This window comes from Tsukamurella sp. DT100 (assembly GCF_049844855.1).
Taxonomy (GTDB): domain Bacteria; phylum Actinomycetota; class Actinomycetes; order Mycobacteriales; family Mycobacteriaceae; genus Tsukamurella.
Genome location: NZ_JBNCLV010000004.1, coordinates 78,987 through 104,187, shown reverse-complemented (window position 1 = coordinate 104,187; position 25,201 = coordinate 78,987). Strand labels below are relative to the sequence as shown.

30 protein-coding genes and 1 tRNA gene are annotated in these 25,201 nt (G+C 72.0%); 18 read left to right on the top strand and 13 right to left on the bottom strand.

Going from position 1 to position 25,201, the window contains the following annotated elements; translation table 11 throughout:
• Nucleotides 1–4 precede the first annotated feature (4 nt).
• The 5 genes from ACLQ3K_RS10630 (at nt 5) to ACLQ3K_RS10610 (ending at nt 2,808) form a co-directional block, all read left to right on the top strand.
• Nucleotides 5–634 carry a GNAT family N-acetyltransferase gene (locus ACLQ3K_RS10630; protein ID WP_224647028.1) on the top strand — a complete coding sequence of 210 codons (630 nt, stop codon included), beginning with the start codon at nt 5–7 and terminating at the stop codon, nt 632–634.
• A gap of 141 nt (nt 635–775) precedes the next feature.
• Entirely contained in the window at nt 776–2,023 is a 1,248-nt protein-coding gene (gene glpR, locus ACLQ3K_RS10625) for a gephyrin-like molybdotransferase receptor GlpR (RefSeq protein ID WP_425999160.1), read from the top strand.
• A 42-nt stretch (nt 2,024–2,065) separates the two neighbouring features.
• Nucleotides 2,066–2,138, top strand: a tRNA-Ala gene (locus ACLQ3K_RS10620).
• 129 nt (nt 2,139–2,267) lie between these two features.
• The gene (locus ACLQ3K_RS10615) at nt 2,268–2,606 is read left to right on the top strand and encodes a DUF1801 domain-containing protein (RefSeq protein ID WP_336670001.1); all 339 of its coding nucleotides are present in this window, start codon (nt 2,268–2,270) and stop codon (nt 2,604–2,606) included.
• A gap of 16 nt (nt 2,607–2,622) precedes the next feature.
• Nucleotides 2,623–2,808 carry a hypothetical protein gene (locus ACLQ3K_RS10610; RefSeq protein WP_425999158.1) on the top strand — a complete coding sequence of 62 codons (186 nt, stop codon included), beginning with the start codon at nt 2,623–2,625 and terminating at the stop codon, nt 2,806–2,808.
• Between the two features lie 8 nt (nt 2,809–2,816).
• Here the strand turns inward: ACLQ3K_RS10610 and ACLQ3K_RS10605 are convergent, their stop codons facing one another.
• On the bottom strand, nt 2,817–3,593 hold the full coding sequence (locus tag ACLQ3K_RS10605) for a dioxygenase (protein WP_425999156.1): 777 nt from the start codon (nt 3,591–3,593) through the stop codon (nt 2,817–2,819).
• Nucleotides 3,594–3,623: 30 nt separating this feature from the next.
• Nucleotides 3,624–3,959, bottom strand: coding sequence for a winged helix-turn-helix transcriptional regulator (locus ACLQ3K_RS10600; protein ID WP_425999154.1), 336 nt, complete (start codon nt 3,957–3,959; stop codon nt 3,624–3,626).
• Nucleotides 3,960–4,060: 101 nt separating this feature from the next.
• Here ACLQ3K_RS10600 and ACLQ3K_RS10595 point away from each other — a divergent pair, with 101 nt between their 5' ends.
• The 6 genes from ACLQ3K_RS10595 to ACLQ3K_RS10570 all read left to right on the top strand — a co-directional run bounded on the left by ACLQ3K_RS10595 (nt 4,061) and on the right by ACLQ3K_RS10570 (nt 9,091).
• Complete coding sequence (locus tag ACLQ3K_RS10595; RefSeq protein ID WP_425999152.1) at nt 4,061–4,501, top strand: DoxX family protein; 441 nt, start codon at nt 4,061–4,063, stop codon at nt 4,499–4,501.
• On the top strand, nt 4,498–5,139 hold the full coding sequence (locus ACLQ3K_RS10590) for an NAD(P)-dependent oxidoreductase (protein ID WP_425999150.1): 642 nt from the start codon (nt 4,498–4,500) through the stop codon (nt 5,137–5,139). Before ACLQ3K_RS10595 ends, ACLQ3K_RS10590 begins: the two co-directional genes overlap by 4 nt.
• Nucleotides 5,140–5,201: 62 nt before the next feature.
• Nucleotides 5,202–5,975 (top strand): lysophospholipid acyltransferase family protein, encoded by a 774-nt coding sequence (locus ACLQ3K_RS10585; protein WP_425999148.1) that lies wholly within the window; start codon nt 5,202–5,204, stop codon nt 5,973–5,975.
• Nucleotides 5,976–6,050: 75 nt separating this feature from the next.
• On the top strand, nt 6,051–7,043 hold the full coding sequence (locus tag ACLQ3K_RS10580) for a hypothetical protein (protein ID WP_425999146.1): 993 nt from the start codon (nt 6,051–6,053) through the stop codon (nt 7,041–7,043).
• Nucleotides 7,044–7,172: 129 nt separating this feature from the next.
• Nucleotides 7,173–8,060, top strand: coding sequence for a hypothetical protein (locus tag ACLQ3K_RS10575; protein ID WP_425999144.1), 888 nt, complete (start codon nt 7,173–7,175; stop codon nt 8,058–8,060).
• Between the two features lie 137 nt (nt 8,061–8,197).
• The gene (locus ACLQ3K_RS10570; RefSeq protein WP_425999142.1) at nt 8,198–9,091 is read left to right on the top strand and encodes a 3-hydroxyacyl-CoA dehydrogenase NAD-binding domain-containing protein; all 894 of its coding nucleotides are present in this window, start codon (nt 8,198–8,200) and stop codon (nt 9,089–9,091) included.
• Nucleotides 9,092–9,095: 4 nt separating this feature from the next.
• On the opposite strand, the gene ACLQ3K_RS10565 is transcribed toward ACLQ3K_RS10570, so the two are convergent.
• From ACLQ3K_RS10565 to ACLQ3K_RS10555, 3 genes are read right to left on the bottom strand one after another with little or no spacing between them, the layout of a single operon-like run.
• Nucleotides 9,096–9,839, bottom strand: a complete 744-nt coding sequence (locus tag ACLQ3K_RS10565; protein WP_425999140.1) for an alpha/beta fold hydrolase — start codon at nt 9,837–9,839, stop codon at nt 9,096–9,098.
• Between the two features lie 15 nt (nt 9,840–9,854).
• The gene (locus ACLQ3K_RS10560; protein ID WP_425999138.1) at nt 9,855–10,181 is read right to left on the bottom strand and encodes a branched-chain amino acid transporter permease; all 327 of its coding nucleotides are present in this window, start codon (nt 10,179–10,181) and stop codon (nt 9,855–9,857) included.
• Entirely contained in the window at nt 10,174–10,842 is a 669-nt protein-coding gene (locus ACLQ3K_RS10555; RefSeq protein WP_425999136.1) for an AzlC family ABC transporter permease, read from the bottom strand. The genes ACLQ3K_RS10560 and ACLQ3K_RS10555 overlap by 8 nt, the downstream gene beginning before the upstream one ends.
• An 82-nt stretch (nt 10,843–10,924) precedes the next feature.
• On the opposite strand from ACLQ3K_RS10555, the gene ACLQ3K_RS10550 reads away from it, so the two are divergent.
• The 5 genes from ACLQ3K_RS10550 (at nt 10,925) to ACLQ3K_RS10530 (ending at nt 15,079) form a co-directional block, all read left to right on the top strand.
• Nucleotides 10,925–11,356 (top strand): Lrp/AsnC family transcriptional regulator, encoded by a 432-nt coding sequence (locus ACLQ3K_RS10550; RefSeq protein ID WP_425999134.1) that lies wholly within the window; start codon nt 10,925–10,927, stop codon nt 11,354–11,356.
• Nucleotides 11,353–12,291, top strand: a complete 939-nt coding sequence (locus ACLQ3K_RS10545; protein ID WP_425999132.1) for a phosphotransferase enzyme family protein — start codon at nt 11,353–11,355, stop codon at nt 12,289–12,291. Before ACLQ3K_RS10550 ends, ACLQ3K_RS10545 begins: the two co-directional genes overlap by 4 nt.
• Nucleotides 12,292–12,295: 4 nt before the next feature.
• Complete coding sequence (locus ACLQ3K_RS10540; protein WP_224646993.1) at nt 12,296–13,570, top strand: aspartate aminotransferase family protein; 1,275 nt, start codon at nt 12,296–12,298, stop codon at nt 13,568–13,570.
• Nucleotides 13,571–13,683: 113 nt separating this feature from the next.
• The gene (locus ACLQ3K_RS10535; protein ID WP_425999129.1) at nt 13,684–14,103 is read left to right on the top strand and encodes a VOC family protein; all 420 of its coding nucleotides are present in this window, start codon (nt 13,684–13,686) and stop codon (nt 14,101–14,103) included.
• Nucleotide 14,104: 1 nt separating this feature from the next.
• Nucleotides 14,105–15,079, top strand: coding sequence for an RNA polymerase subunit sigma-70 (locus tag ACLQ3K_RS10530; RefSeq protein ID WP_425999127.1), 975 nt, complete (start codon nt 14,105–14,107; stop codon nt 15,077–15,079).
• A gap of 1 nt (nt 15,080) precedes the next feature.
• Here the strand turns inward: ACLQ3K_RS10530 and ACLQ3K_RS10525 are convergent, their stop codons facing one another.
• Nucleotides 15,081–15,653 carry a TetR/AcrR family transcriptional regulator gene (locus ACLQ3K_RS10525; RefSeq protein ID WP_425999125.1) on the bottom strand — a complete coding sequence of 191 codons (573 nt, stop codon included), beginning with the start codon at nt 15,651–15,653 and terminating at the stop codon, nt 15,081–15,083.
• 36 nt (nt 15,654–15,689) lie between these two features.
• Here ACLQ3K_RS10525 and ACLQ3K_RS10520 point away from each other — a divergent pair, with 36 nt between their 5' ends.
• A complete protein-coding gene (locus ACLQ3K_RS10520; protein WP_425999123.1) occupies nt 15,690–16,127 on the top strand; it encodes a PaaI family thioesterase in 438 nt (145 codons plus the stop codon).
• A 456-nt stretch (nt 16,128–16,583) separates the two neighbouring features.
• On the opposite strand, the gene ACLQ3K_RS10515 is transcribed toward ACLQ3K_RS10520, so the two are convergent.
• Nucleotides 16,584–16,913, bottom strand: coding sequence for a hypothetical protein (locus tag ACLQ3K_RS10515; protein WP_425999121.1), 330 nt, complete (start codon nt 16,911–16,913; stop codon nt 16,584–16,586).
• Between the two features lie 62 nt (nt 16,914–16,975).
• Between ACLQ3K_RS10515 and ACLQ3K_RS10510 the strand changes: the two genes are divergently transcribed.
• Nucleotides 16,976–17,443 (top strand): hypothetical protein, encoded by a 468-nt coding sequence (locus ACLQ3K_RS10510; RefSeq protein ID WP_425999119.1) that lies wholly within the window; start codon nt 16,976–16,978, stop codon nt 17,441–17,443.
• On the opposite strand, the gene ACLQ3K_RS10505 is transcribed toward ACLQ3K_RS10510, so the two are convergent.
• From ACLQ3K_RS10505 to ACLQ3K_RS10480, 6 genes are read right to left on the bottom strand one after another with little or no spacing between them, the layout of a single operon-like run.
• Nucleotides 17,433–18,107 carry a response regulator gene (locus ACLQ3K_RS10505; RefSeq protein ID WP_224646983.1) on the bottom strand — a complete coding sequence of 225 codons (675 nt, stop codon included), beginning with the start codon at nt 18,105–18,107 and terminating at the stop codon, nt 17,433–17,435. The two genes, ACLQ3K_RS10510 and ACLQ3K_RS10505, sit on opposite strands and share 11 nt — an antisense overlap.
• Nucleotides 18,104–20,671 carry an ATP-binding protein gene (locus ACLQ3K_RS10500; protein WP_425999117.1) on the bottom strand — a complete coding sequence of 856 codons (2,568 nt, stop codon included), beginning with the start codon at nt 20,669–20,671 and terminating at the stop codon, nt 18,104–18,106. The genes ACLQ3K_RS10505 and ACLQ3K_RS10500 overlap by 4 nt, the downstream gene beginning before the upstream one ends.
• Nucleotides 20,672–20,695: 24 nt before the next feature.
• The gene (gene kdpC / locus ACLQ3K_RS10495; RefSeq protein WP_425999115.1) at nt 20,696–21,283 is read right to left on the bottom strand and encodes a potassium-transporting ATPase subunit KdpC; all 588 of its coding nucleotides are present in this window, start codon (nt 21,281–21,283) and stop codon (nt 20,696–20,698) included.
• 14 nt (nt 21,284–21,297) lie between these two features.
• The gene (gene kdpB / locus ACLQ3K_RS10490) at nt 21,298–23,421 is read right to left on the bottom strand and encodes a potassium-transporting ATPase subunit KdpB (RefSeq protein ID WP_425999113.1); all 2,124 of its coding nucleotides are present in this window, start codon (nt 23,419–23,421) and stop codon (nt 21,298–21,300) included.
• Nucleotides 23,418–25,076, bottom strand: coding sequence for a potassium-transporting ATPase subunit KdpA (gene kdpA / locus ACLQ3K_RS10485; protein ID WP_425999111.1), 1,659 nt, complete (start codon nt 25,074–25,076; stop codon nt 23,418–23,420). The genes kdpB and kdpA overlap by 4 nt, the downstream gene beginning before the upstream one ends.
• Complete coding sequence (locus ACLQ3K_RS10480; RefSeq protein WP_074850389.1) at nt 25,076–25,165, bottom strand: potassium-transporting ATPase subunit F; 90 nt, start codon at nt 25,163–25,165, stop codon at nt 25,076–25,078. The genes kdpA and ACLQ3K_RS10480 overlap by 1 nt, the downstream gene beginning before the upstream one ends.
• Nucleotides 25,166–25,201: the final 36 nt, after the last annotated feature.

The following is a 25,201-nucleotide window of genomic DNA, read 5'->3' as shown; positions in this document are numbered from 1 at the left end:
GTCGGTGTTCGGAGCGAACTGGCAGGTCGAGCTCGGGCCCCTCACCACGGCCGCCGGCGTCGTGCGGCTGCGCCCCATCCGCGCCCGCGACGGCCGGCAGTGGTCGCGGCTGCGGCTGCTCAACCGGGCCGAGCTGGAACCCTGGGAACCGTCGGGCGAGGTGAACTGGCAACGGCGGCACGCGGCCTCGCAGTGGACGCCGCTGTGCGCGTCCCTGCGCTCGCAGGCGAGATCCGGGACGATCGTCCCTCTCGTCATCGAGGTCGACGGTGCCTACGCCGGCCAGATCACCATCGGGAACATCACGCGCGGGCAGCTGCAGAGCGCGTGGGTCGGGTACTGGGTGGACCGGCGGGTGACCGGCCGCGGGGTGGCCACGGCGGCGGTCGCGCTCGCCGTCGACCACTGCTTCGGCGCGCTGCGCCTGCATCGCGTGGACGCGACGGTGCGCCCGGAGAACGCCGGATCGCGCGCGGTGCTGCGGAATTCGGGCTTCCGTGAGGAGGGCCTGCTGCGCCGGTACCTGCACGTCGACGGTGCCTGGCGCGACCATCTGCTCGTCGCGATCACGGCCGAGGAGGTCGCGGATTCCATGGTCGCGCGGGTGGTCCGGTCGGGTCGCGCGCGCTTCTGAGCGTGTGACTGAAGTGACTGTTTGAGATTTTTGGGGTTTGGCTACGGCGCGTCGGGCGCGCTGATTCACCACGGTGAAATAGCCTTCAAGGCGACTTACACGGATGTGATCCGTGCTCGCTGATTGCCGGAGGGAGCCGACATGATCCCGCAGACACTGCTCTGGGTGGGGCTGATCGTCGCGTGGCTGGTGGTGCTCGTTCCGATGCTCGCGGCACGGCACCCCAAGGTGAACCAGGTGTCCGACGCGACGCTGAAGACCAGGCTGCTGCACCGCGGCGGCTCCGCCGGCCGCGCCGTGCGGCGCCGCATCCGCCCCGCGGCCACCGTCGTCGAGGAGCGGCGCGGCGCGGCCGCGGCCGACGCGGACGCCGAGCTCGAGGACGACGAGATCGTCGAGGACGGCCGGATCGTGCTCGGCAAGACCTCCGTCTCCGCGACCGACGACCGCGCCGACGAGGACGCGGAGGCGCACGCCTACGTCGATTCCGACGTCGACGACCTGCACGGATCCAGCCCGATGGACGGCGACACCACGCCGATCCACACCGTCGAGCGGGCCGCTATGTCCCAGCGGACGAAGGTCGTCGACCTCGACCACTTGGACGTCGACGCGCCCGAGGCCTCCGACGAGGCCGCCGCGCCCGAGGCCGCGCCGATCGTCCGCCGCGTGACCGCACCCGTCGAGGAGCCCGTCGTCGAGGAGCCCGTCGCCGAGGCGGAGCCCGAGCTCGTCGCCGAGGCCGAGGAGTTCGCCGAGGCCGCGGAGTACGACGACATCGTCGACGAGGTGCCGGTGGACGAGCAGCTCACCGAGGAGCTCGCCCCCGTCGCCCGCCCGGTCGCCGAGGACGGCGCCGAGTACGAGGGCGACGCCGAGTACGAGGACGAGTACGCCGCCGCGGACGAGGCGCAGGACGATGCCGCCGAGCCGCGCCGCCGCCGCGGCGGCTACGACCCGGAGAACGACGCCCGGATCACCGAGGCGCGGTTCCGGTTCCGTCAGCGCGTCACGCTGGTGCTGGGCGTCCTCGCCGTGGTCGCGCTCGGCGCGGGCCTGATGAACGTGCCCTTCGCCTGGTACGGCCTCGGTGCGGTGGTGCTCGCGCTGGTCGCCTACCTCGCCTACCTCCGCCGGACGGTGCGGATCGAGACCGAGATCCGACGGCGCCGGATGGCGCGCCTGGAGCGGGCCCGGCGTGAGCGCGCCCGCGAGGCCGAGGTGCGCGACGGGGTGCCGGCGCACCTGCGCCGCGGCGGCTGCATCGTCATGGAGATCGACGACGAGGACCCCGCCTTCGACCACCTGCCGCGCTACCGCGCCGAGGAGTTCGACTTCCTCGATCGCCCCGCTGACGTGCGGGAACCGTACGAGCGCAAGGTCGGTTAACAGTTTGGCCGCGGGGCTTGCTAAGGTATTCGAGTTCCGCAAGGGGCTATAGCGCAGTTGGTAGCGCGCCTCGTTCGCATCGAGGAGGTCAGGGGTTCGATTCCCCTTAGCTCCACAGAGGAAACCGCAGTCCGGGCGGGGTTCTGAGAAATCAGAACCCCGCCCGAACTCGTTTCCGGGCCCGCCCGCGCGGCGCGCTCGCGGTAGCGTGAGGTTCCCGCCCGACCGCAGGAGGCCCACCGTCATGTTCACCAAGAAGGGCGACGCCGCCGTTCTCGCGAAGCTCCGCGCCATGCCCGCGCCGTACGCCGAGATCGGGGAGCGCGTGCACGCCATCATCCGCGAGAACGCGCCGGGCCTGGAGCCCGTCGTGCGCTGGGGCCTGCCGTTCTACGTCGGCGGCGGCGAGGACGTCTGCTACATCAAGCCCGGAGACACGTACGTGGCCTTCGGATTCGGAGAGACGGTGAACCCCGCCTTCGAGGAGGGCGCCACCATGCACCCCATCGTCTGGAACATCACCGCCCTCGACGCCGAGACCGAGGCGCGGATCGCCGCCCTGGTCGCGAAGGCCGTCGCCTGACGGCGCACCGTCGACGATGACCCCGCTCGAGCAGCTGCGGCGCTGGGAGGACTCCGGCGGCACGTGGACGGTGCTGAACCGCTCGGACGAGCGCGCCGTCGTCGCCCTGCTGCGCTGCGACGGCGGTGAGATCGTCGACCGCCTCGAGTCCGACGACGCCGCCCTCCTCGCCTACCTGACCGAGCAGGCCGACGGGGCCTGACGCGCGCCTCAGGCCGCGACGATGCTGCGCTTGGCCAGACCCATCCAAAAGCCGTCGATAGGCTCCTCGGGCGCGGCCTCGGGATCGGTCGCCGCGCCGAGCGTGACGAACAGCGGCGCGAAGTGCTCGATCCGCGGGTGCGCGTAGGGCATGCCCGGCGCCTCCTCGCGGAATCGCATGAGCCCGTCCACATCCCCGGCGGCGAACCGCTCGTGTGCCCACGCGTCGAACTCGACCGACCACCCGGGCGCGACGGCGTCGGCGCTCGGGTCGGTGAGGAAGGGCAGGCCGTGGGTGGTGAACCCGGAGCCGATGATCAGCACGCCCTCCTCGCGCAGCTCCGCGAGCCGCCGCCCCAGCCCGAACAGCGCCTCCGGCTCCAGCGTGGGGAGCGAGACCTGCAGCGTCGGGATGTCGGCGTCCGGGTACATCACCGTGAGCGGCACGTACGCGCCGTGGTCCAGGCGGCGCTGCGAGTCCCGGTGCACGGGTTGGTCGTCGGGCGCCATGGCCGCGATCCGGTCCGCCAGGTCGGGCGTGCCGGGGGAGGGGTAGACGGTGCGGTAGTACCGCTCCGGGAAGCCGCCGAAGTCGTAGGTGAGCGGGACGCGGGAATCGGTGGCGCCCACGGTGAGCGGCGCCGCCTCCCAGTGCGCGGAGACGACGAGGATCTGTTCCGGCCGAGGCAGGTCGGCGGCGAGCCGGCGCAGCTGCGCGACCCACCGCTCGTCGTCGACGAGGGGCGGTGCACCGTGGCTGAGGAACAGCGCGGGCATGGTGGACATGAGTTCCCTCCCGGGGATCGAGCGCTCGCGTCAGGGACGATCCGTGGTGGTCATCGCCGTCTCCACGGCCTCGGCCAGCCGCAGTACCGCCTCCGCCACATCGGCACCGGCGGGGGTGAGCCGGTACTCGGTGTGCGGGGGATTGGTGCCGGCGGAGTAGCGGCTCACGAGCCCGTCGTCGACGAGTGACCGCAGCGTCTGCGTGAGCATGCGGTCGCTGATGCCCTCGACCTGGCGGCGGATCTCGCCGAAGCGTTGGGGCTCGGTGCGCAGGCGCCCGAGGACGAGCGCGCCCCATCGTCCGGTGACGTGGGCGAACACCTCGCGCGAGGGGCAGTCCTTCGCGAAGACGTCGAAATCAGCCATGGCGGAAACCTTACACGTACAGAATTATTGCGCTTACGTTTCGTCTGTGCTTCTATGGTAACGGCAAACGCTTGAAGCTTCAACCATCTTAGGAGATCTCAATGGTCAAGAAACTGGTCACCACCCAGTTCACGCTTCTCACGCTCGCCCGGGTCATCCTCGGCGTCGTCTTCTTCGCGCACGGCTGGCAGAAGGTCGTCACCAACGGCCTCAGCGGCACCGCCGGCGCCTTCGAGAAGATGGGCGTCCCGGCACCGACCCTGTCGGCGTGGTTCGCCGGCCTGGCCGAGCTGCTCGGCGGCGCACTCCTCATCGTCGGCTTCGCGGTCCCGATCGTCGCGATCGTGCTGATCATCGACATGGTCGGCGCCATCTTCACGGTGCACATCGACAACGGCTTCTTCGCGTCGAACCCCGGCGGCGGCGGCATCGAGCTGCCGCTCGTGCTGATCGCCGGCCTGCTCGCCGTCGCCGCGGTGCCGCAGACCTCGCTGGGCATCGACGCGCTGCTGCTCAAGAACAAGCTGGAGGGCACCAAGTGAGGATCACCGTCTTCGGCGCGTCCGGGTACTCGGGCGGCCACATCACCACCGAGGCCCTGAACCGCGGTATCGAGGTCGTCGGCGTCGCCCGCGACGTCGCGAAGGTCCCGGCCGGCGCGACCGCCGAGGCCGGCGACGTGACGGACGCGGCCTCCGTGGCCCGCGCCGTCGAGGGCGCCGCCGTCATCGTGTCCGCCCTGCCGACCGCGGCACCGTCGGGCGACGGCACCGAGCTGCGCACCGCCCTGGAGGCGCTGGTCGCCGCCGCGCGCTCCACCGGCGCCCGCCTCGGCGTGGTCGGCGGCGCCGGCAGCCTGCTGGTCGCGGAGGGCGGCCCCAAGCTGGTCGACACCCCGTCGTTCCCCGACGAGGTCAAGCCGATCGCCCAGGAGCACGACCGCGCGCTGGACTACCTGCGCACCGTCGATGACGTGGACTGGTTCTACCTCAGCCCCGCCGCGAGCTACGGCTCCTTCAACCCCGGCGAGAAGCGCGGCACCTTCCGCACGAGTGGCGACCTGCTGCTCACCGACGCCGACGGGAACTCCGAGATCTCCGGCGCCGACTATGCGATCGCGTTCGTCGACGAGATCCTCACCCCCGCGCACGAGCGGGAGCGGTTCTCGGTCGCCTACTGATCCGACGCGGCCCGCGCCGCGCCGTCGTATCCTCGCAGCAGGAAGCAACTGCAGGGGGTGTGATGGCGCGGCGCGAACCCGTCTATCAGGTGGTCCTGATGCTCGCGAGAAGCATTGTGGGCGCACAGGGGCTGCGCGTGGAGTACCGCGGCCTGGAGAACATCCCCGCCACCGGCGGCGTCATCGTCGCGGTCAACCACACCTCCTACGTCGACTTCCTCGAAGCCGGACTGGCGGTGAAGAGGACCGGTCGCTGGCCGCGCTACATGGTCAAGGCCGAGCTCCGCAAGGTGAAGATCATGGCCTTCATCATCAAGCACTGCGGGGCGATCGGCGTCGACCGCGAGCACGGCGCCGAGAGCTACCACGAGGCCGAAGCGGCCCTCGAGCGCGGCGAGGTGATCCTCCTCTATCCCGAGGCCACCATCAGCCGCAGCTTCGAGCTCAAGGAGCTCAAATCCGGCGCCGCCCGCATGTCCATCGAGGCCGGCGTGCCGATCGTGCCGATGGCCGTGTGGGGCACGCAGCGCATCTGGTCCAAGGGCACGCAGCGCCGCATCGGTCGGCATCGGTTCCCCGTCGTCGTGGAGGTCGGGCCGGCCCTCCTGCCCGACGGTGACGACCCCGTCGCCCTGACGGCTCGGTTGCGGGCCGCCATGGGGGAGACGGTGCTGGACGCGCAGCGCGGATTCCCCGCCCCGGCGGGGGAGGACTGGGTGCCGGCCAGGCTCGGCGGCGGGGCCCCCCCGCCCGACGAGGCGTTGCGCCTCGAACAGGAGGAATTCGCGCTCCGGAAGGCCAAGCGCGAGGCGAAGCGTCAGGCCGACGGTGGCTGAGCCGCCACCTATGGTGTGCACCACCTGCGGTTGGTAGGTTTTCCCTGTTCGTTCATGAGCAAGTGGAGGAGACCCATGACGCAGCCGCCGAACTACCCTGGTGACAACCAGGGCGGCTACCCGCAGAACCCGCAGGATCCGCAACAGGGCGGATACCAGCAGGGTGGCTACCCGCAGCAGCCCCCGCAGCAGCCGGGGTACGGGCAGGGCGGCTTCCCGCCCCCGCCCGCAGGAGGCTTCCCGCCCCCGCAGGATCCCGGTTACGGGCAAGGCGGCCAGGGCTTCCCGCCTCCGCAGGGTGGACAGGGCTTCCCGCCTCCGCCGCAGGGCGGCTTCCCGCCTCCTCCCGGCGGCGGCTACGGCGCACCGCAGTTCGGCGGCCAGCAGCCCTTCAACGTCGGTGACGCCTTCTCCTGGGCCTGGAACAAGTTCAGCAAGAACGCCGGCTCGGTCCTGGTCGCCGGCCTGATCTACGGCGTGATCTTCTACGTCGTGTTCGGCATCGGTTACAGCCTGCTGCTCGGCGGGATGCTGGCGTCCAGTGACACGACGTACGACCCGACCACCAACACCTACACCGCGGACAACGTCTCGCTGGGCGCGAGCCTCGGCGGTTCCCTGCTGTTCGCGCTGGTCATCGCCATCGTGCAGTACCTGATCCACACGGCGCTGCTGTCGGGGCTGCTCGATCTCGCCGACGGCAAAGAGGTCACCCTCGGCTCGTTCTTCAAGCCTCGCAACACCGGATCCGCGCTCGTCGCGGCGCTCGTCGTCGGACTGATCGTCGGCGTCGGAACTCTGCTGTGCGTCATCCCCGGCCTCGTGGCGGCCTGGCTCTTCATGTTCGTGCTCGTCGCGACCATCGACCGCAATCTGGGGCTCGGCGACGCGCTGCGCACCAGCTTCGAGACCGCCAAGAACAACGCCGGCAACTCGCTGCTGGTGTGGATCCTCACCGCGATCATCATGGGCATCTGCGCGTTCATCACGCTGCCGATCGGCCTGCTGGTCATCGTGTACACGTGGCGCCGCCTCACCGGCGGTCAGGTGGCTCCGCTCACCCCCTAGGGGAACCGTCCTCACGGAAGCCGAACCAGGGCCCGCTCACCGAACGGTGGGCGGGCCCTCGGTTTGTGTCGTTAAATGAGTGCGACCGCAAAACGGGAGCGCCGAGCTCCCGACCCAGGGGAGGCTTCCGTGACGCAACCACCGAACGATCCGACAGGCGATCAGCCCGGCGTTCCGCCGCAGGGCGCCGTACCCCCGCAGCCCGGGCAGGGCTTCCCGCCGCCGGTGCCGCCGCAGGGTGCAGTTCCGCCACAGGGGGCCGTTCCGCCGCAGGGCTACGGGCAGCCCGGATTCGGCCAGTACCCGCCTGCGCCGCAGGCGCACTTCAACCTAGGGGACGCGATCTCCTGGTCGTGGAACAAGTTCACGAAGAACGCCGCCGCGCTGATCATCCCCATCATCGTCTACGCGATCGCGCTGGTCGCCGCCTCCGCGCTGGCGTACTTCCTCATCAGCCAGTTCGGTGTCGGTGACGTGATCGAGGAGTCGGACGGCTCGACCACCGTCGATCTCACCACCGCGGGATCCGTGGCCACGGTGATCTTCTCCTTCGTCGGCGCGCTCATCCTGTACATCTGCCTGGTCGCGTACACGTCGGGCCTGCTGGACATCGCTGACGGCAAGCCGGTGAGCATCGGCTCGTTCTTCGCGCCGCGCAACGCCGGCCCGTCCATACTCACGGCGCTGCTCCTGGCGATCGTCGCCAGCCTGATCTCGGCCATCCCGTACGTGGGCTACATCGGCTCGATCGTCGTCGGTCTGGTCACGATGTACATCCTCCCGACCGTCGTGGACCGCGGGCTGGGCGTGGGCGAGGCCTTCAAACAGGGCTTCGCCGTCTTCCAGAAGGACGTGGGCAACTCGATCCTCGTCTACATCGTCACCGTGGTGATCCTGGCCATCGGCGGCGCACTGTGCGGCGTCGGCCTGCTCGTCGCGGCGCCCGTCGCCTCGCTCGTGCTGATCAATGCCTACCGGCTGATCTCCGGCGGCCAGGTGGCCCCGCCCACCCCGTGACACCGGTTCCTCCGCAGGGCCCGTCCCACCATTCGGTGGGGCGGGCCTTTTGCTGTGACAAAGGGGGCCGACAGGAGTAGACCTGAAACCGTCGCCGCCCGCCGGAGCGCGGCGAATGCCCGAGAAGGAGTGGGACCGTGGCGGATACCCGGAAGATCGCGATCATCGGAGCGGGAGTCATCGGCCTGTCGTGGGCGGAACTCGCCCGCGCGCACGGCTGGCGCGTCGCGTTCACCGACCCCCGGCCCGACCTGGCCGACCTGGTCGCGGCGGAGTTCCCCGGCGACGCGCAGGTCGAGGTCGCCGCGGACCTCGCCGCCGCCGTCGCGGGCGCGGACCTCGTGCAGGAGAACGGCCCCGAGCGGCTGCCGATCAAGCAGGACCTGTTCGCGCAGATCGTCGCCGCGGCCCCCGCACACGCGGTCCTCGCCACGTCGAGCTCCTCGATCCCCGCGACGCCGATCGCCGCGGACCTCGACGACCCCTCGCGGGTGATCGTCGGGCACCCGTTCAACCCGCCCGCGCTCATGCCGCTGGTCGAGGTGGTGCCCGGCGAGCACACGTCGGAGGAGACGACGCAGCGCGCGGTCGCGCTGTACCGGGAACTCGGCCGCTCGCCGGTGGTGCTGCGCAAGGAGATCCAGGGTTTCGTCGCGAACCGGCTGCAGGTGGCGATCAGCCGCGAGGCCCGCTACCTCGTCGAGAACGGCGTGGTGAGCGTCGAGGACCTCGATGTCGCGCTGAGCAATTCACTCGGCCTGCGCTGGGCGGCCACGGGGCTCTTCGAGGGCAACGCGCTGGGCGGCGGGCCCGAGGGTGCGCGGCACCTGTTCACCGGGATCGGAGCCGAGGTCGGCAAGATCCCGCTCGGCACCCCGTCGAACACCCCCGAATCGACGGAGGCGCTCATCGAGAAGGTCGACGCGGCGTACGGGACAGGGCAGGAGAACTACGAGCGCCTGCTCGCCCGGCGCGACCGGCGCACGCGCGCCGTCCTCGACGCGCTCCGCTCCGTGGACGACGGGGCGTAGCCGGTCACCGCAGGAACTCGAGGACCGCGCGGGCGAACGCGGCGGAGGACTCGCGGTGCACCGTGTGCCCGCCGCGCAGCTCGACGAACTCGCCGTGCGGCAGCGCATCGGCGACGAGCCGCAGGTATTCGGGGCGGAGGAAGTCGCGGGGGCCGCCGGAGATCACCAGCGTCTCCTGGTCGGTCGCCGCGAGCCGCTCCCACCACGCCGGGTCGGGGTGGAACTGCGGCGAGACCGAGTCCATCATCGTCTTGTCGAACCGCGAGAGGGCGCCCGGCGTCTGCACGACCTGCTTGACGCCCAGCCACACCCGGCGGGGCGTCAGCGGCACGTCCATCGACTCCGCCACCTGCTCGGGTTCGAGCGCCACGGGCGGCATCTCCTCGAGGACGAGGCGGCGGACACCGTCGGGCAGGCGCCACGCGAGCCGCAGCGCGGCCTGGCCCCCGAGGGAGTGACCGACCACGTCGAAGGTGGTCAGTCCCGCGTGCCGCGCCACCCGCTCGGCGTCCGCGGCGAGCTCGTCGAGCAGGTACTCGGGGCTGTGGTCGCTGCGGCCGTGGCCGCGTTGGTCGTAGGTCACGGTGTCGCGACCGGCGGCGTGCAGGGCGCGGACGGTGCGCCGCCAGGTGCGGTGGTCCGCGGCCATGCCGTGGATGAGCAGCACCGGCGGGCCCGTCGGATCCGGCACGCGGCGGTGCTGCACCGCCAGGCGCACGTCGCCGGTGGTGACGATCTCCTCGCGCATCAGCTCATGGTGCCATCACGCCAAGGCGTAACTCAGCGCGACGCACACCCCGGTGCCCGCGACGATGCTCAGCACCGCGTTGCGCCGCCACAGGTGCGCCAGCGCCGTCGCCGCCACGCCCGCGATCTGCGGGATCCCGTGGGCCGGCGCGGCGTAGTCGACCTGCGCCATGCAGTAGACGGCCAGCACCACCACGGCGCCCGCGGGCATCCACCGCCCGAAGTCGGCGAGCAGCGGCGAATCGCGCAGCACCGAGGCCAGGCCGAACGGCGCCAGCCGCAGCGCGACGGTGACCGCGGCCGCGATCGCGATCCCCGCCAGCAGGTATCCGGTGCTAGGCATGCGCCGCCTCCTTCGCGTTCCGGCGGGCCACGACGTGCCGCACCACCAGCAGCCCGGCGAAGCCGCCCATCGCGACCAGCAGCATCGCGCCCGGCGCCGCGGCCAGCGCGACCGCGCAGGAGGCCAGCGCGAGCGCGAGCGTCGTGCGGTCCGGGTGCGCGTCCATCGCGAGCACCACGAACAACGCGGTGAGCACGAAGTCGACGCCCGGCACGTCGCGCAGGAAGGCGCCGCCCGCGAGCCCGCCCACCAGCGAGCCCGCGACCCACGCCACGTGCAGGCCGATCTGGGTGCGCAGGATCATCTTCCCCGTCATCGTGGCCGACGGTGCCGTGCTCACCAGGGCGTAGGCCTCGTCGGTGAGGGCGTAGACGCCGTACGCCTTCCCGACGCGGCTGCGGATCCGGTCGAGCGGGAAGGTGAGGCCGTAGAACAGGTGTCGCGAGTTCACGAGGAACGTCGTGGCGGCGATCGCGGCGAGTGGCGTCGCCGCGGCCAGGAGGCCGGCGAGGAGGAACTCGACGGAGCCCGCGTACACCGCCATCGACAGCACCGGCGCGATCCACCACGGCAGGCCGTTGCCCGTGACCACCACGCCGAGGCCGATGCCGAGCACGAACAGGCCCAGCTGCACCACGGCGACCTTCGACGGAACTCCCATGGGAAACAATTCTATTTCGCATCGTGCGCAATGTGCTTGCGTAAATGGTCGGATAGACGATGGCTGTGGCAATATCACCGACGTGGATGCACTCGATCGAGCAATCATCGACGAGTTGGTGCGCGACGGGCGGCTCACCAACCAGGAGCTGGCGCAGCGCGTGGGCCTCACGCCCGCGCCGTGCCTGCGCCGCGTGCGGCGGCTGGAGACCGACGGGGTGATCACCGGCTACACCGCCGTGCTCGACCCGGCGGCCCTGGGCCGCGGCTTCGAGGTCATGATCAACGCCGACCTCGGGGCCAACGACCGCGCGTCGGTGGAGGCCTTCGAGGCGCGGATCGCCTCGTTCGACGAGGTCATCGAGGTGCGCCGCATGTTCGGCCTGCCCGACTACCTGATCCGCGTGCGCGTCGCGGATCTCGCGACGTACGAGCGCTGGGTCACCACGCACCTCATGGGCGACCCGGCGATCGTCCGCGTGGACTCCCGCATGACGATGAAGGTGGTCAAGTGAGCTCCGCGGAGGCCGATTCCCTCGTCGCGCAGCGCATCGCCGACGATGCGTGGCCCTGCGGCACCGTCGAACCGCTGCTGGTCAGCGAGAACGCCACCTTCCGCGTGCGCGGCGGGCCGCGGCCGGCGGTGCTGCGACTGCACCGGCCCGGGTACGTCGGCGACGCGGCGATCGCCTCCGAGCTGGCATGGATCGCCGCCCTCCGCCGCGATACGACGGTGCCCGTGGTGGAGCCGCTGAGCGACGTCCTGATCGACGGCCCGACGGGGCGCCGCGCGGTGCTGTTCGCCGAGCTGCCCGGCGGCCCCGTGCCCGACGAGGCGCTCGACGTCGCGCACTTCGCGGCGCTCGGCGAGATCGCCGCGGTCTTCCACGGGCACGCCGAGTCCTGGCGACGGCCCGCCGATTTCACGCGCTTCACCTGGGGGGTGGAGGAGACGATCGGGCCGCGGCCCCGCTGGGGCTCCTGGCGCGACGGGCTCGCGGTGGGGGAGGCGCACCGTCGGGCGATCGCGCCGGCGGCCGACAGCGCGGCGGAACGGATCGACGCCTTCGGCCGCACCGCCGACCGATTCGGGCTGATCCACGGCGACCTGCGCGCCGCCAACCTCATCACGCCCGGCGCCGGATTCACCGTGATCGACTTCGACGACGCCGGGTTCGGCTGGCACCTCTTCGAATTCGCGGCCGCCGCGTCCTTCGTCGAGACCGACCCGCGGCTGCCGGAGTGGGCGGCGGCCTGGGCCGCGGCGTACCGCCACCGTCGGGCACTGCCCGACGCGCACGCCGCTCTCCTGCCCGACTTCGTGCTGCTGCGGCGCCTGCAACTGCTCGGCTGGCTCGGCACGCACGGACATGCACTGGAGGCGGATCCCGGATTCGCCGACGGCACCGTCGAACTGGCGCAGGCGTACCTGGCCGGGCGGCTACTGTGAGCGCGTGAGCTTCTCGGAATCGGTCGCCGCGCACGTCGTGCGCTACGGCGGCACCTTCGCGCCCCTGCCCATCGACCGTGCCGCGGGCACCTACGTGTACTCGGGGGAGCGGCGCTGGCTCGACTTCACGTCCGGTCAGATGAGCGCCATTCTGGGGCACAGCCATCCGGCCATCGTGGCGACGGTGCAGCGGGAGATCGCGACGCTCGACCACCTGTTCTCCGGCATGCTCTCGCCGCAGGTCGTGACGCTGGCCGAGCGGCTCGCGGCCACCCTGCCGGAGCCGCTGAGCCACGTCCTGCAGCTCACCACCGGCGCGGAGTCCAACGAGGCCGCGCTGCGGATGGCCAAGCTGTACACCGGCAAGCACGAGATCGTCAGCTTCTCGAAGTCCTGGCACGGCATGACCGCCGGCGCGGCCGCGGCGACCTACTCGTCGGGACACAAGGGCTACGGGCCCACCGCGCCCGGCAACTTCGCCCTGCCGACGCCGAACGCCTACCGCTCGCGGTTCGTGGACGCCGCGGGCAAGTACGACTGGGAGTCGGAGCTGGACTTCGGCTTCGAGCTCATCGACGCGCAGTCGACGGGCTCGCTGGCCGCGTGCCTGGTGGAGCCGATCCTGTCGTCGGGCGGCATCATCGACGTGCCCGTCGGGTACCTCGCGGCGCTGAAGCGCAAGTGCGAGGAGCGGGGCATGCTGCTCATCGTCGACGAGGCGCAGACCGGCCTCTGGCGCACGGGCGCCGCGTACGCCTTCGAGCGCGACGGCATCGTGCCCGACATCCTGACCCTCTCGAAGACGCTCGGCGCGGGCCTGCCGATCGCGGCGGTGGTGACCTCCGCGGAGATCGAGCGCGTCTGCCACGAGCGGGGCTTCCTGTTCTTCACCACGCACGTCAGCGACCCGATGGTCGCCGCCGTCGCGACGACGGTGCTGGACGTCCTGGGCGACGGTGTCGCGGCCTCGGTCGCGGCGCGCGGGGCGCGGCTGCGCGCGGGGCTCGACGAGCTGGCGCTGCGCCACGAGGCCATCGGCGACGTGCGCGGGCGCGGCCTGATGCAGGGCATCGAGCTGGTGCGCGACCGGGACTCCAAGGAACCCGCGAACGAGCTGGGCAAGCTGGTGACGGAGCGCTGCTACGAGCGCGGCCTGCACATGAACGTGGTGCAGCTGCCCGGCATGGGCTCGATCTTCCGCATAGCGCCACCGCTCACGGCGTCGGACGCCGAGATCGACGCGGGCCTGGAGATCCTCGATTCCGCGTTGCAGGGGTAGGTCATCGGCCACCGGAAAATATATCCGCGCGGGCCGATGAGTTCCGGCGACGAGGCCCGTCTAACCATGTGACGGTGTTCGAGAGCGAACGCCGCGGACCAAGGAGCGACGCCATGCACAAGATGATCTTCGTGAACCTGCCCATCGCCGACGTCCAGCGCTCGCGCGACTTCTTCACCGCCGTGGGCTACACCATCAACGAGCAGTTCAGTGACGAGAACGCCATCTCGGTGGAGCTGGGCGAGAACATCGTGGCGATGCTGCTCAAGAACGACTTCTTCGGCACCTTCCACGAGGCCACGACGGCGGCGCCCGGCGTCAAGGAGACCCTCATCGCGCTCAGCGCGGAGAGCCGCGAGGAGGTCGACGAGGTGGTGAACCGCGCCGTCGCCGCCGGCGGCACGGAGGGACGCTCCGAGGATCACGGCTTCATGTACGGCCGCTCCTTCGACGATCCCGACGGCCATACCTGGGAGATCATGTGGATGGACCCGGCCGCCGCCGCGGGCGGGCCCGAGGCCGCGCAGGGCTGACATGACCGTCGTCGACGCCGGCTTCGACTCCGCCACCGCGCCGCTGCGCGCCGAGCTCCTCGCGCACTGCTACCGCATGTCGGGCTCCGCGTCCGACGCGGAGGACCTGGTGCAGGAGACCTATCTGCGCGCGTGGAAGGCCTTCCACCGCTTCGAGGGCCGGTCGTCGGTGCGGACGTGGATGTACTCCATCGCGACCAACGTCTGCCTCACGGCCGCCACGGCCCGGCGGGTGCTGCCCGTCGGGCTCGGCGGCGAGCCGTCGAATCCGCTGGAGCCGGTCGTGCCGTCGACGGAGGTGCTCTGGCTGCAGCCCCTCCCGGACCGCGCGCTCGGCGATCCGGGGGAGGCGGCGGTCGCCCGGGAGGGCATCGGGCTCGCGATGGTCGCGGCGCTGCAGGTGCTGCCGGCCAAGCAGCGGGCCGCGCTGATCCTGCGCGACGTCCTCGAGTTCTCCGCCGCCGAGACGGCCGCGGCGCTCGAGACCTCCGTCGCGTCGGCGAACAGCGCGCTGCAGCGGGCGCGGGCCTCCATCGGCGACGGTGCCGCCCAGGAGGGCCGCAGGGCCGCCGAGCTGTCCGACCACGAGAAGGAGGTGTGGGACGAGTTCTGCGCGGCCTTCGAGCGGCACGACATCGACGGTGTCGTGCGGATCCTCGCCGCCGACGCCACCTGGGAGATGCCCCCGATCCCGGGCTGGTACCGCGGCGCCGAGGCCATCGGCGAGCTCTCGCGGACGCAGTGCCCCGCGCAGGTCGCCGGGGACCTGCGGATGGTCCCGACGGTGTGCAACGGCCTGCCCGCCGCCGCGATGTACCTGCGCTCGCCGGCGGCGGCCGGGTCCGGCGGCGACGTCTGGCTGCCGTTCCAGCTGGACGTGCTGACCTTCACCGACGGCGCGCTCACCCACGTCTCCGCGTTCCTCGATCCCGCGGACCTGTTCGCGCTCGCGGGGCTGCCGGCCGACCTGCGCTGAATCAGCGGGCGGCGCCGTCGGCGTAGGCGGCCACGGCGAGGCGCCAGGCCCGGTCCCGCGCGTCGGCGGTGGGGCCGAGCAGGCCGTGCCGGTCCTTCGTCGCCAGGCCCTCGAGGAGGGCGCCGAAGCCGAGCGCGATCGCCTCGACGTCCCCCCGTTCGGCGCTGCCCGTGAGTGCGCCGAAGGCCTCGACGAGGACCTGCCGGCACTCGTGCACCGGGTGCTCGGGTGGGATCGGGCCGATGAGCGGGCGGGAGAACATCACGTCGACCAGCGCGGGCTCGTCGGCGGCGAAGCGGCGGTAGGCGTCGGCCCAGGCGGCGAGCACCTCGCGGGGCGGGCCGTCCGCCTGCGGCAGGGTCTCGACGAGCAGGGCGAAGCCGCGCAGCGCGACCGCGTTCACGAGGCCGTCGCGGTTCCCGAAGAGCTGGCCCAGCGCGGCGATGTTCGTGCCCGCGGCGGCCGCGGCGCGCCGGGTCGTGAGCCCGTCCGCGCCCTCGGCGCGGACGATCTCCAGTGCGGCGGCGGCGATCCCGTCCGCGACCTCGGGCGTCCTGGTTCTCTGTCTCGGCATCTTCCCCGGCAATCGTATCAGTGATATGTTTCGGCCATGACGACCCTGGATCACGTCCTCACCCGCGTCCTCGACTCCATGCCCGTCGCCCGCTGGCTCCAACTCTCGGTCGACGATGTCACACCCGACCGCGCCGTCCTCTCGATGCCCGTCGTCCCCGACGTCACCTTCGACGGGGTGCACTGCCACGGCGGCATCGTCGCCATGCTGGCCGACATCGCCGCGGTCGGGTCGGCGTTCGCCGCGATCCATGACTCCGGCCGCGTCGCCGCGACCACCGCCATGAACTCCCACAACCTCCGCCCGGCGCGCGGGGAGCGGCTCGTCGCCGTCGGCCGCCTCGTCGGCCCTCCCGGCCGCACCATGATCGCCGCCGCGGACGTCTTCACTGACTCCCTCGACGGCACCCGCTGCCTCACCGGCCTCTACACCGCCACCGCCCTCGACCGTCCGCTCACCGCGCCCGCCGGCTGAGTCTCGCGGCGGCGCGCCCGGAGGAGGGAGCCTGCAGGCTGCCTTCCCGCCGACTCTCGGATTCTGTCCGTTATGGACACGTCGTCCGAACCGGACAGAAATCGAGAGTCCCGAGATCGCTGCAGTGCAATGCACGGGGCCGTGCCCGTGCCGCGCGGCATCCGCCCCACTCGCCGCGGGTTTCGCGGTCCTCGCCCGGGCGGCGCGCGGTCGTCGTAGCGTCGACGTCGGGATACGTGAGCTTCGGGGGGAGCCATGCACAACTTCCAGGAACGAACCATGCCGATCCGTGATCGGGCGCTGCACGAGGCGGCGGTCCGGGCCGCGCTCGAGCTCGTCGCGGTCGAGGGACTGGACCGCGCGACCCTGACGGAAGTCGCGCGCCGCCTGCGCCTTCCGAGCGGGGAGCGCGTGTCCGAGCGGACCCTGCGGCGCAAGTACGGCGGCACCGCGCGGCTACTCTTCGCCACGCCGTGGTGGCTGCCGGAGCCGGCCGACGCCGTGCGCGTCGTCCTCGCCCCGCGCCCGCGGCGCACCGAGGGGCCGGTGTGGCCGAGCGGCCCCGCGGCCGAGGCGGCGTCCGCCATCGCCGACGACTGCCGGTGCGAGGGCGGCGTGCCGGAGCGCGATCCGCGGGACCGCCCGGCCGGATGCGACTGCGAGGACGGGCGCACCGACGACACGTGGCCGGACGCCGCGTTCTTCACCGACGCCGGCATCGACGATCCGCTCGGCGGTCTCGCCCACGCCTCGCCGACACCGATCGCCCTCCGCGATCTCCTCCACGACTCCACTCCGTGCTCACCGGCCACCTCGTCGCGACCGGGTGGGCAGCGAACCTGCCCTGGATGCGCGACCTGCGAGAGGAACGGCGGGAGATCGCGGCATGGCTCGCACTCGCGGAGGCGACGTGGGCGGAATCGCTGGGCCGGACCCTCGCCCGCGTCTTCGACCTCGACGCGACCGGGGGAGCCGCAGCGGCCGCCGCCTTCAGCGCGGTCGCGCGAACGCTCGAGCCGCTGGTCGGCGACCTCGGCGTCGCCCACCACCGTGCCGCGAACCACCGTGCCGCGAACCACCGCGCCGCGAACCACAGTTCCGCGCAGGCCCGTGCCGCACGTGGAAACGGGCTGGTCGCCATCGCATCGTCCGCCGAGGCCGACCTGGCCGCGGCCCGCGCCCGCGCGTTCGACGTGCTCGGCACCGTCGTGTCCGTTCCGGACAGAATCCGAGAGCCGCGCGGCAGGAGCACCGTCGCACCCGGCGGGAGGTACGCCGCGCTCCCGAACCGGCGCCGTCCGAGCGCTACGGGATGAAGCGGTAGCCCATCCCGGGCTCGGTGACGAAGTACCGCGGGTGCGCGGGGTCCGGCTCCAGCTTGCGCCGCAGCTGCGCCATGTACACGCGCAGGTAGTTGGTCTCGCGCGAGTACGACGGGCCCCACACCTCGTGCAGCAGCGTCTGCTGCGAGACCAGCCGATCCGCGTTGCGGACCAGCACGTCCACGATCTTCCACTCGGTGGGGGTGAGGCGCACCGTCGCGCCGTCGCGGGTCACCGTCCGCGCCTCGAAGTTCACCTCGAAGGCCTCGGTCTTCGCCGGCGCCGGCGCGTCCACCAGGCCGGTCCGCCGCACCTGCGCGCGCACGCGGGCGAGGAACTCGTCCATCGCGAAGGGCTTGGTCACGTAGTCGTCGGCGCCGATGTCCAGCGACTCCACCTTGTCGTCGCTGCCGTGCCGCGCGGAGAGCACGATCACCGGGGAGGTGCAGAACTCCCGCAGCTTCGCCAGCACCGCGGTGCCGTCGAGGTCGGGCAGGCCGAGGTCGAGCACCACCACGTCGGGCGTCCGCTCGCGCGCGATCTGCAGGGCCGACCGGCCGTCGGACGCCGTCTCCACCTCGTAGCCGCGGGCCTTGAGGTTGATCCGCAGGGTGCGCAGGATCGCGGGCTCATCGTCGACCACCAGAACGAACGTCACGAGACCACCTCATCACTCGACACCGGCTGCGCGGCGGGCAGGTCCACGATCATGGTCAGGCCGCCGCCGGGGGTGTCCTCCGCGGTGAGCGTGCCGCCCATCGCCTCGGTGAGCCCGCGGGCCACCGCGAGCCCGAGCCCGACGCCGTTGCCGGCCGGGGCGTCGCCCATCCGCTGGAAGGGCTTGAACATGGCCTCGCGCTGCTCCTGCGGCACACCAGGGCCGTGGTCGCGGACGTGGACCTGCAGGCGGTCCCCGTCGGGGGTGTGCACGCCGGAGACGCCGACGGTGACCGGCCCGCCCCGCGAGTGCCGCACGGCGTTCTCCACGAGGTTCGCCAGCACCCGCTCCAGCAGTCCGGGATCCGCCAGGGCGGTGGGCGGCGCGTCGGTGTCGGCGCAGGCGAAGTCGAAGGCCAGGTCGGCGTCGGGGAGCGCGGTCCAGATGGCGGGCAGGACCTCCTCGATCCCCACCTCGCGGGTGAGCAGCGTGAGCGAATCGGACTGCAGCCGCGACATGTCGAGCAGGTTCCCCACCAGCGAGTCCAGCCGGTCGGCGCTCTCCTCGATGGTCGCGAGCAGCTCGGCCTCGTCCTCGTCGGACCACTCCACGTCGTCGCGGCGCAGCGACGAGACGGCGGCCTTGATCCCGGCGAGCGGCGTCCGCAGGTCGTGCGAGACCGCGCTGAGCAGCGCCGTCCGCGCGCGGTTGCCCTCGGCGAGGGTCCGGGCCTGCTTGGCCTCGGCGCTGAGCGCCTCCCGGTCGAGCCGGGCCGCCGCGTGCGCCGCGAAGGCGACGAGCAGCCCGTGCTCGGAGGCGCTGAGCGGATCGCCGTTCACCACCAGGGCCACGTTGTCGCCGACCATCGCCGCGTCGGTGCCGTCCTCCGGGCTGAGCGGCGACTCGCGCCGCCCGGCGACCAGCTGCCAGGGGGAGTCGGCGTCGTCGCGCCGCAGCAGGGAGGCGCCGCGCAGCCCGAAGGTCACGATGGCCTCGTCGAGCAGGGCGGGTATCTCGTCGTCGGTGTTCTCGGTCGCCAGCAGGGTGTCGGCGAGGCCGCTGAGCACGTCGGCCTCGGCGCGGGCGCGGGCGGCCCGGGCGGTCTGCCGGGCGGCCAGGGAGACCACCGACGCGACCGCGATCGCCGTCAGCACGAACATGGCGACGGCGAAGACGTTCTCGCCCGACGCCACCGTGAACGTGTACAGCGGCGGCGCGAAGTAGTAGTTGAGCAGCACCGATCCGAGGATCGCCGCGGGCACCGCCGGCCGGATGCCGCCGACCAGGGCGACCGCCACCGTCAGCATGAGGAAGAGCATCAGCTCGGTGGGCAGCGAGTGCCACTGCCGGGTTTGCGCGAGCAGCGCCGTGAGGAGTACCGGCCCTGCGATCGCCAGCACCCAGCCCGCGATGGTGCGCCGCTTGCCCAGCAGCACGGGGTCGGGGCCGTCGATGCGGGGGAGCAGCCGGCGCCGGCCCGCGCCCGCGGCCCGCTCGTGCGTGACCACCTGCACGTCGATGTCGCCGGAGCCCTCGATCACCGCGTCCGAGACGGGCCACCGCACCACCGAGGTCAGCGCCCGGTGCCGCGACTTGCCGAGGATGATCCGCGAGGCGTTCACCGAGGTGGCGTACTGCAGGATCGCGGCGGCCACGTCGTCGCCGGTGACGATCTGGAAGGTGCCGCCCAGCGATTCCGTGAGCTGCCGCAGTTGCGCCAGCGAGGCGGGCGAGGCGCCCGAGAGGCCGTCGCTGCGCGCGACGTACACCGCGCGCAGCTCGCCGCCCGCGCCCTTCGCCGCGATCCGGGCGCCGCGGCGCAGCAGCGTCCCGCCCTCGGGGCCGCCGGTCAGGGCGACGACGGTGCGGTCACGGGTGGGCCAGGCGGCCGAGATGCCCTGCTCGGAGCGGTACTGCTCGAGCCGCTCGTCCACGCGGTCGGCCAGCCACAGCAGCGCGAGTTCCCGCAGCGCCGTGAGGTTCCCGATGCGGAAGAAGTGCGAGAGCGCGGCGTCCACCTTGTCGGGCGCGTAGATGTTGCCGTGCGCCATGCGCCGCCGCAGGGCCTCGGGCGTCATGTCGACGAGCTGCACCTGCTCGGCGCGGCGGACCACCCCGTCGGGGATCGTCTCGCGCTGCCGCACGCCGGTGATCGACTCCACCACGTCGCCGAGGGACTCGAGGTGCTGGATGTTGACCGTGGTGATCACGGTGATGCCGGCGTCGAGCAGCTCGGCGATGTCCTGCCAGCGCTTCTCGTTCTTCGAGCCGGGGGCGTTGGTGTGGGCGAGCTCGTCGACGAGGACCACCGTCGGGTGCGCGGCGATCACCGCGTCGACGTCCATCTCCTCCAGCACCGCGCCGCGGTACTCGACCTTCCGGCGGGGGATCACCTGCAGCCCCTGGACCTGGGCCTCCGTCTGGGGCCGGCCGTGGGTCTCGACGTAGCCGACGACCACCGACGTCCCGCGCGAGGCGCGGCGCACGCCCTCGGTGAGCATGGCGTAGGTCTTGCCCACGCCCGGCGCGGCGCCCAGGTAGACGCGAAGAAGCCCCTTCGGCATGTCTCCCCTCCTCCTCCGCCCGGGCTACTTCGCCGCGGCGGCGAGGTCGGTGAGCGCGAGGTTCAGATTCACCACGTTAACCCGCTCCTCGCCCAGGTAGCCGAGCTGTCGGCCGTCGGTGTGCGCGGCCACCAGCGCGGTCACCCGCTCCGGCGCCAGGCCCCGGGCCTTCGCGACGCGCGCCACCTGCTGCCGCGCGTACGCGGGGGAGATGTGCGGGTCCAAGCCGGAGAAGCTCGCCGTGACGGCGTCGGTCGGCACGTCCGACGGTGCCACCCCGTCCTCCGCGGCGACCTTCGCGCGGCGCTCCGCGATGAGCGCGACCAGCTTCTCGCTGTTCGGTCCGAGGTTGGTGCCGCCGGAGGCGAGGGTGTCGTACTCGCCGGCGGACGGGCGCGGATGGAACCACTGCGGACCGTCGAACTTCTGGGCCAGCAGTTCGGACCCGACGACGGTGCCGTTCTGCTCGACCTGCGAGCCGTTCGCCTTCGCGCTGAAGGCGACCTGCCCGACGCCCCAGATCACCAGCGGGAACAGGGCCCCGAGGACGACGGTCATGACGATCAGCATGCGCAGGCCGGCGAGGAGCTGGCGCGGTGTGGAACTCAACACGGTGATGCCTTCTTTCAGGAGAGGCCGGGGATCAGCTGGACGACGAGGTCGATCAGCTTGATGCCGAGGAAGGGGACGACGATGCCGCCGAGGCCGTAGATGGTGAGGTTGCGCGCGAGCAGCTTGTCGGCCGACTTGGCGGTGTACTTCACGCCCCGCATCGCGAGCGGGATCAGCGCGACGATGATCAGCGCGTTGAAGATCACCGCCGAGAGGATCGCCGACTGCGGGCTGTGCAGGCGCATCACGTTGAGCACGTCGAGGCCGGGGGCCAGGGGCACGAACATCGCGGGGATGATCGCGAAGTACTTCGCGATGTCGTTGGCGATGGAGAACGTGGTCAGCGCGCCGCGGGTGATGAGCAGCTGCTTGCCGATCTCCACGATGTCGATGAGCTTCGTCGGGTCGGAGTCCAGGTCGATCATGTTCCCGGCCTCCTTCGCGGCGGAGGTGCCAGTGTTCATCGCGACGCCCACGTCGGCCTGCGCGAGCGCGGGCGCATCGTTGGTGCCGTCGCCGGTCATCGCGACGAGGCGGCCGCCCTCCTGCTGCTGCTTGATCAGCGCCAGCTTGTCCTCGGGGGTGGCCTCGGCGAGGTAGTCGTCGACGCCCGCCTCCGCGGCGATGGCCTTCGCGGTCAGGGGGTTGTCGCCGGTGATCATGACGGTGCGGATGCCCATCGCGCGCAGCTGCGCGAAGCGCTCGCGCATGCCCGCCTTGACCACGTCCTTGAGGTGCACGACGCCCTGCAGGGTCGGGGCGGCGCCGGGCTCGGCGTACGCGACGACCAGCGGGGTGCCGCCGGTTCCGGAGATCTCGTCGACGGCCAGCCGCACGTCGACGGCGCCGAGCGCCTCGGAGACGGCCTCGCCGAGGGTCTCGCCGGGCCCGTCGACCCGGTGCTCCGCGGCGACCCACGCCAGCACGGCCGCCGAGGCGCCCTTGCGGATGCGGGTGCCGTCGGGCAGGTCGACGCCCGACATGCGGGTCTGCGCCGTGAAGGGCACGACGGTGCCGAGGCGGACCGTCGGGACCTCGTGGCCGTGCTCCGTCGCCAGGTCGACGATGGAGCGCCCCTCGGGCGTCTCGTCGGCGAGCGAGGCGAGCAGCGCGTGCCCGGCGAGGGTGTGCTCGTCGACGCCCGCGACGGGGTGGAACGACGTGGCCCGCCGGTTGCCGTAGGTGATGGTGCCGGTCTTGTCGAGCAGCAGCGTCGAGACGTCGCCCGCGGCCTCCACGGCGCGGCCCGACTTGGCGATCACGTTCCGCTGCACCAGCCGGTCCATGCCGGCGATGCCGATCGCGGAGAGCAACGCGCCGATCGTCGTGGGGATGAGGCACACGAGCAGCGCCACGAGCACCACCACGTCGACCGCGCCGCCCGAGTAGATCGCCATCGGCTGCAGCGTTGCGACAGCCAGCAGGAAGATGATCGTGAGCACCGTGAGCAGGATGTTCAGGGCGATCTCGTTCGGCGTCTTCTGCCGGTTGGCTCCCTCGACGAGGCCGATCATCCGGTCGATGAAGCTCTTGCCCGGCTCGGTCTTGATCTCGACGACGATGCGGTCGGACAGCACCCGGGTGCCGCCGGTGACGGCGCAGCGGTCGCCGCCGGACTCGCGCACGACGGGGGCGGACTCGCCGGTGATCGCCGACTCGTCGACGGTCGCCATGCCCTCGACGACGTCGCCGTCGCCGGGGATGACCTCGCCGGCCTCGACGATCACGAGGTCGCCGACGTGCAGCTGCGAGCCGGGGACCTGCTCCTCGCCGGACGCGGTCCTGCGCCGTGCGATCGTCTCCGTCTTGGCCTTGCGCAGCGAATCGGCCTGCGCGCGGCCGCGGCCCTCGGCGACGGCCTCGGCGAGGTTCGCGAAGAGCACCGTCGCCCAGAGGAAGACGGCCACGGACCACGCGAACACGGACGGGTTCACGATCGCCAGCGCGGTGGTGTAGACCGAGGCGATCCACACCACGAAGACGACGGGCTGCCGGATCTGCGTGCGCGGGTCCAGCTTCGCGGCCGCGCGGGGCAGCGCCGACTTGAGCTCGGCGAGCGAGAACGCGGAGCGCCGCTTCGGTGCCTGGGTGACGGCCTTCGGGTCCGACGGGGTGGCGTCGGTCAGCGTGTTCGTCACTGGGTGACCTCCGAGATCGGTGCGAGCGCGAGGGCGGGGACGAAGGTCAATCCGGCCACCAGGACCACGACGCCCACGGTGAGGCCCACGAACAGCGGGCGGTGGGTGGGGATGGTGCCCGCGGTGGCGGGCACGGGGTGCTGCTTGGCGAGCGCGCCGGCCAGGGCCAGGATCGCGACCATGGGCGCGAATCGGCCGAGGAGCATTGCGGCGCCGAGGGTGTAGTTGAACCACGGGGTGTCGACGGCGAGGCCGGCGAAGGCGCTGCCGTTGTTGTTCGCGGCCGAGGCGTAGGCGTAGAGGACCTCGGAGAGGCCGTGCGCACCGTCGTTGGTCATGGCGGCGACGCCCTGCTTCTGGACCACGGTGGCGGCGGTGCCGACCAGCACCAGCGCGGGCATCACCAGGATGTACAGCGCGGCGAGGGTGATCTCGGTGCGGCCGATCTTCTTGCCGAGGTACTCGGGGGTGCGGCCCACCATGAGGCCGCAGAGGAAGACGGTGAGGACGGCGATGACGAGCATGCCGTAGAGGCCGGATCCCACGCCGCCGGGGCTGATCTCGCCGAGCAGCATGTTCACCAGCGCGGCGCCGCCGGCGCCGGGGGTGAGGCTGTCGTGGGCGGCGTTCACGGCGCCCGTCGACGTGCTGGTGGTGGCGGTGGCGAACAGGCCGGTGCCCCACTGGCCGATCCGCAGCTCCTGGCCCTCGAGCGCGGCGCCCGCGGCCCTGCCGGCCGTGCCCTGGTTGCCCAGCTGCGCGCCGATGGAGATCGCGGTCGAGACGGCGAAGATCACGGTCATCGAGCCGAGGATCGCGTAGCCCTGCCGGTGGTTGCCGACGAGGTTGCCCAGCATGCGGGGCAGCGCCACGGGGATGAGCAGGATGAGGAAGATCTGGAACAGGTTGGTCGCGGCCGTCGGGTTCTCGAAGGCGTGCGCGGAGTTGGCGTTGAAGTAGCCGCCGCCGTTGGTGCCGAGGAGTTTGATGACCTCCTGGCTCGCGACGAGGCCGCCGGTGAGCACCTGCTTCTGCCCGTCGAGCCCGACGATCTCGTGCCGCTGCCACAGCGTCTGCACCACGCCCTGCGCCATGAGGATCACGGCGCCGATCGCGGCGATCGGCAGCAGCACGCGCAGCGTGATGCGGGTGAGGTCCACCCAGAAGTTGCCCAGCCGGTCGGTGCGGGAGCGGACGAAGCCGCGGATCAGCGCGACGGCGACCGCGATGCCGACGGCCGCGGAGACGAAGTTCTGCACCGCGAGGCCGATCGCCTGCGCGATGAGGTTCATGGCGCTCTCGCCCGAGTACCACTGCCAGTTGGTGTTGGTGACGAACGAGATCGCGGTGTTGAGGGCCTCGTCGAAGCGCCACTGCTTCGGCTCGACGCCGGGCAGCCAGCCCTGCACGAGGAGCAGGATCGTGAGCGCGACGATGCTGACGGCGCTGAACGCGAGCGCTGCCAGCGCGTAGACCCGGTAGCCCTGCTCGGCCTCGGGGTCGGCGCCCACGAGGCGGTAGACGACGCGCTCGACCCGCCAGTGCTTCGGCGTGGTGACCACGTGCGCCAGGTAGTCGCCGAGCGGGCGGTACGCGATGGCCAGCGCCGCGACCAGGGTGCCGATCGTCAGCAGGCCGGAGAGGGTGCCGCTCATCAGAAGCGCTCCGGGCGCAGCAGGGCGTACAGCAGGTACGCCAGGGTGAGGATCGTGGCCGCCAGAGCCAGCGCGTTGGAGATGTCCATGGGCTCCACTGGACCACCGGGAACGGGCGTTTTCAC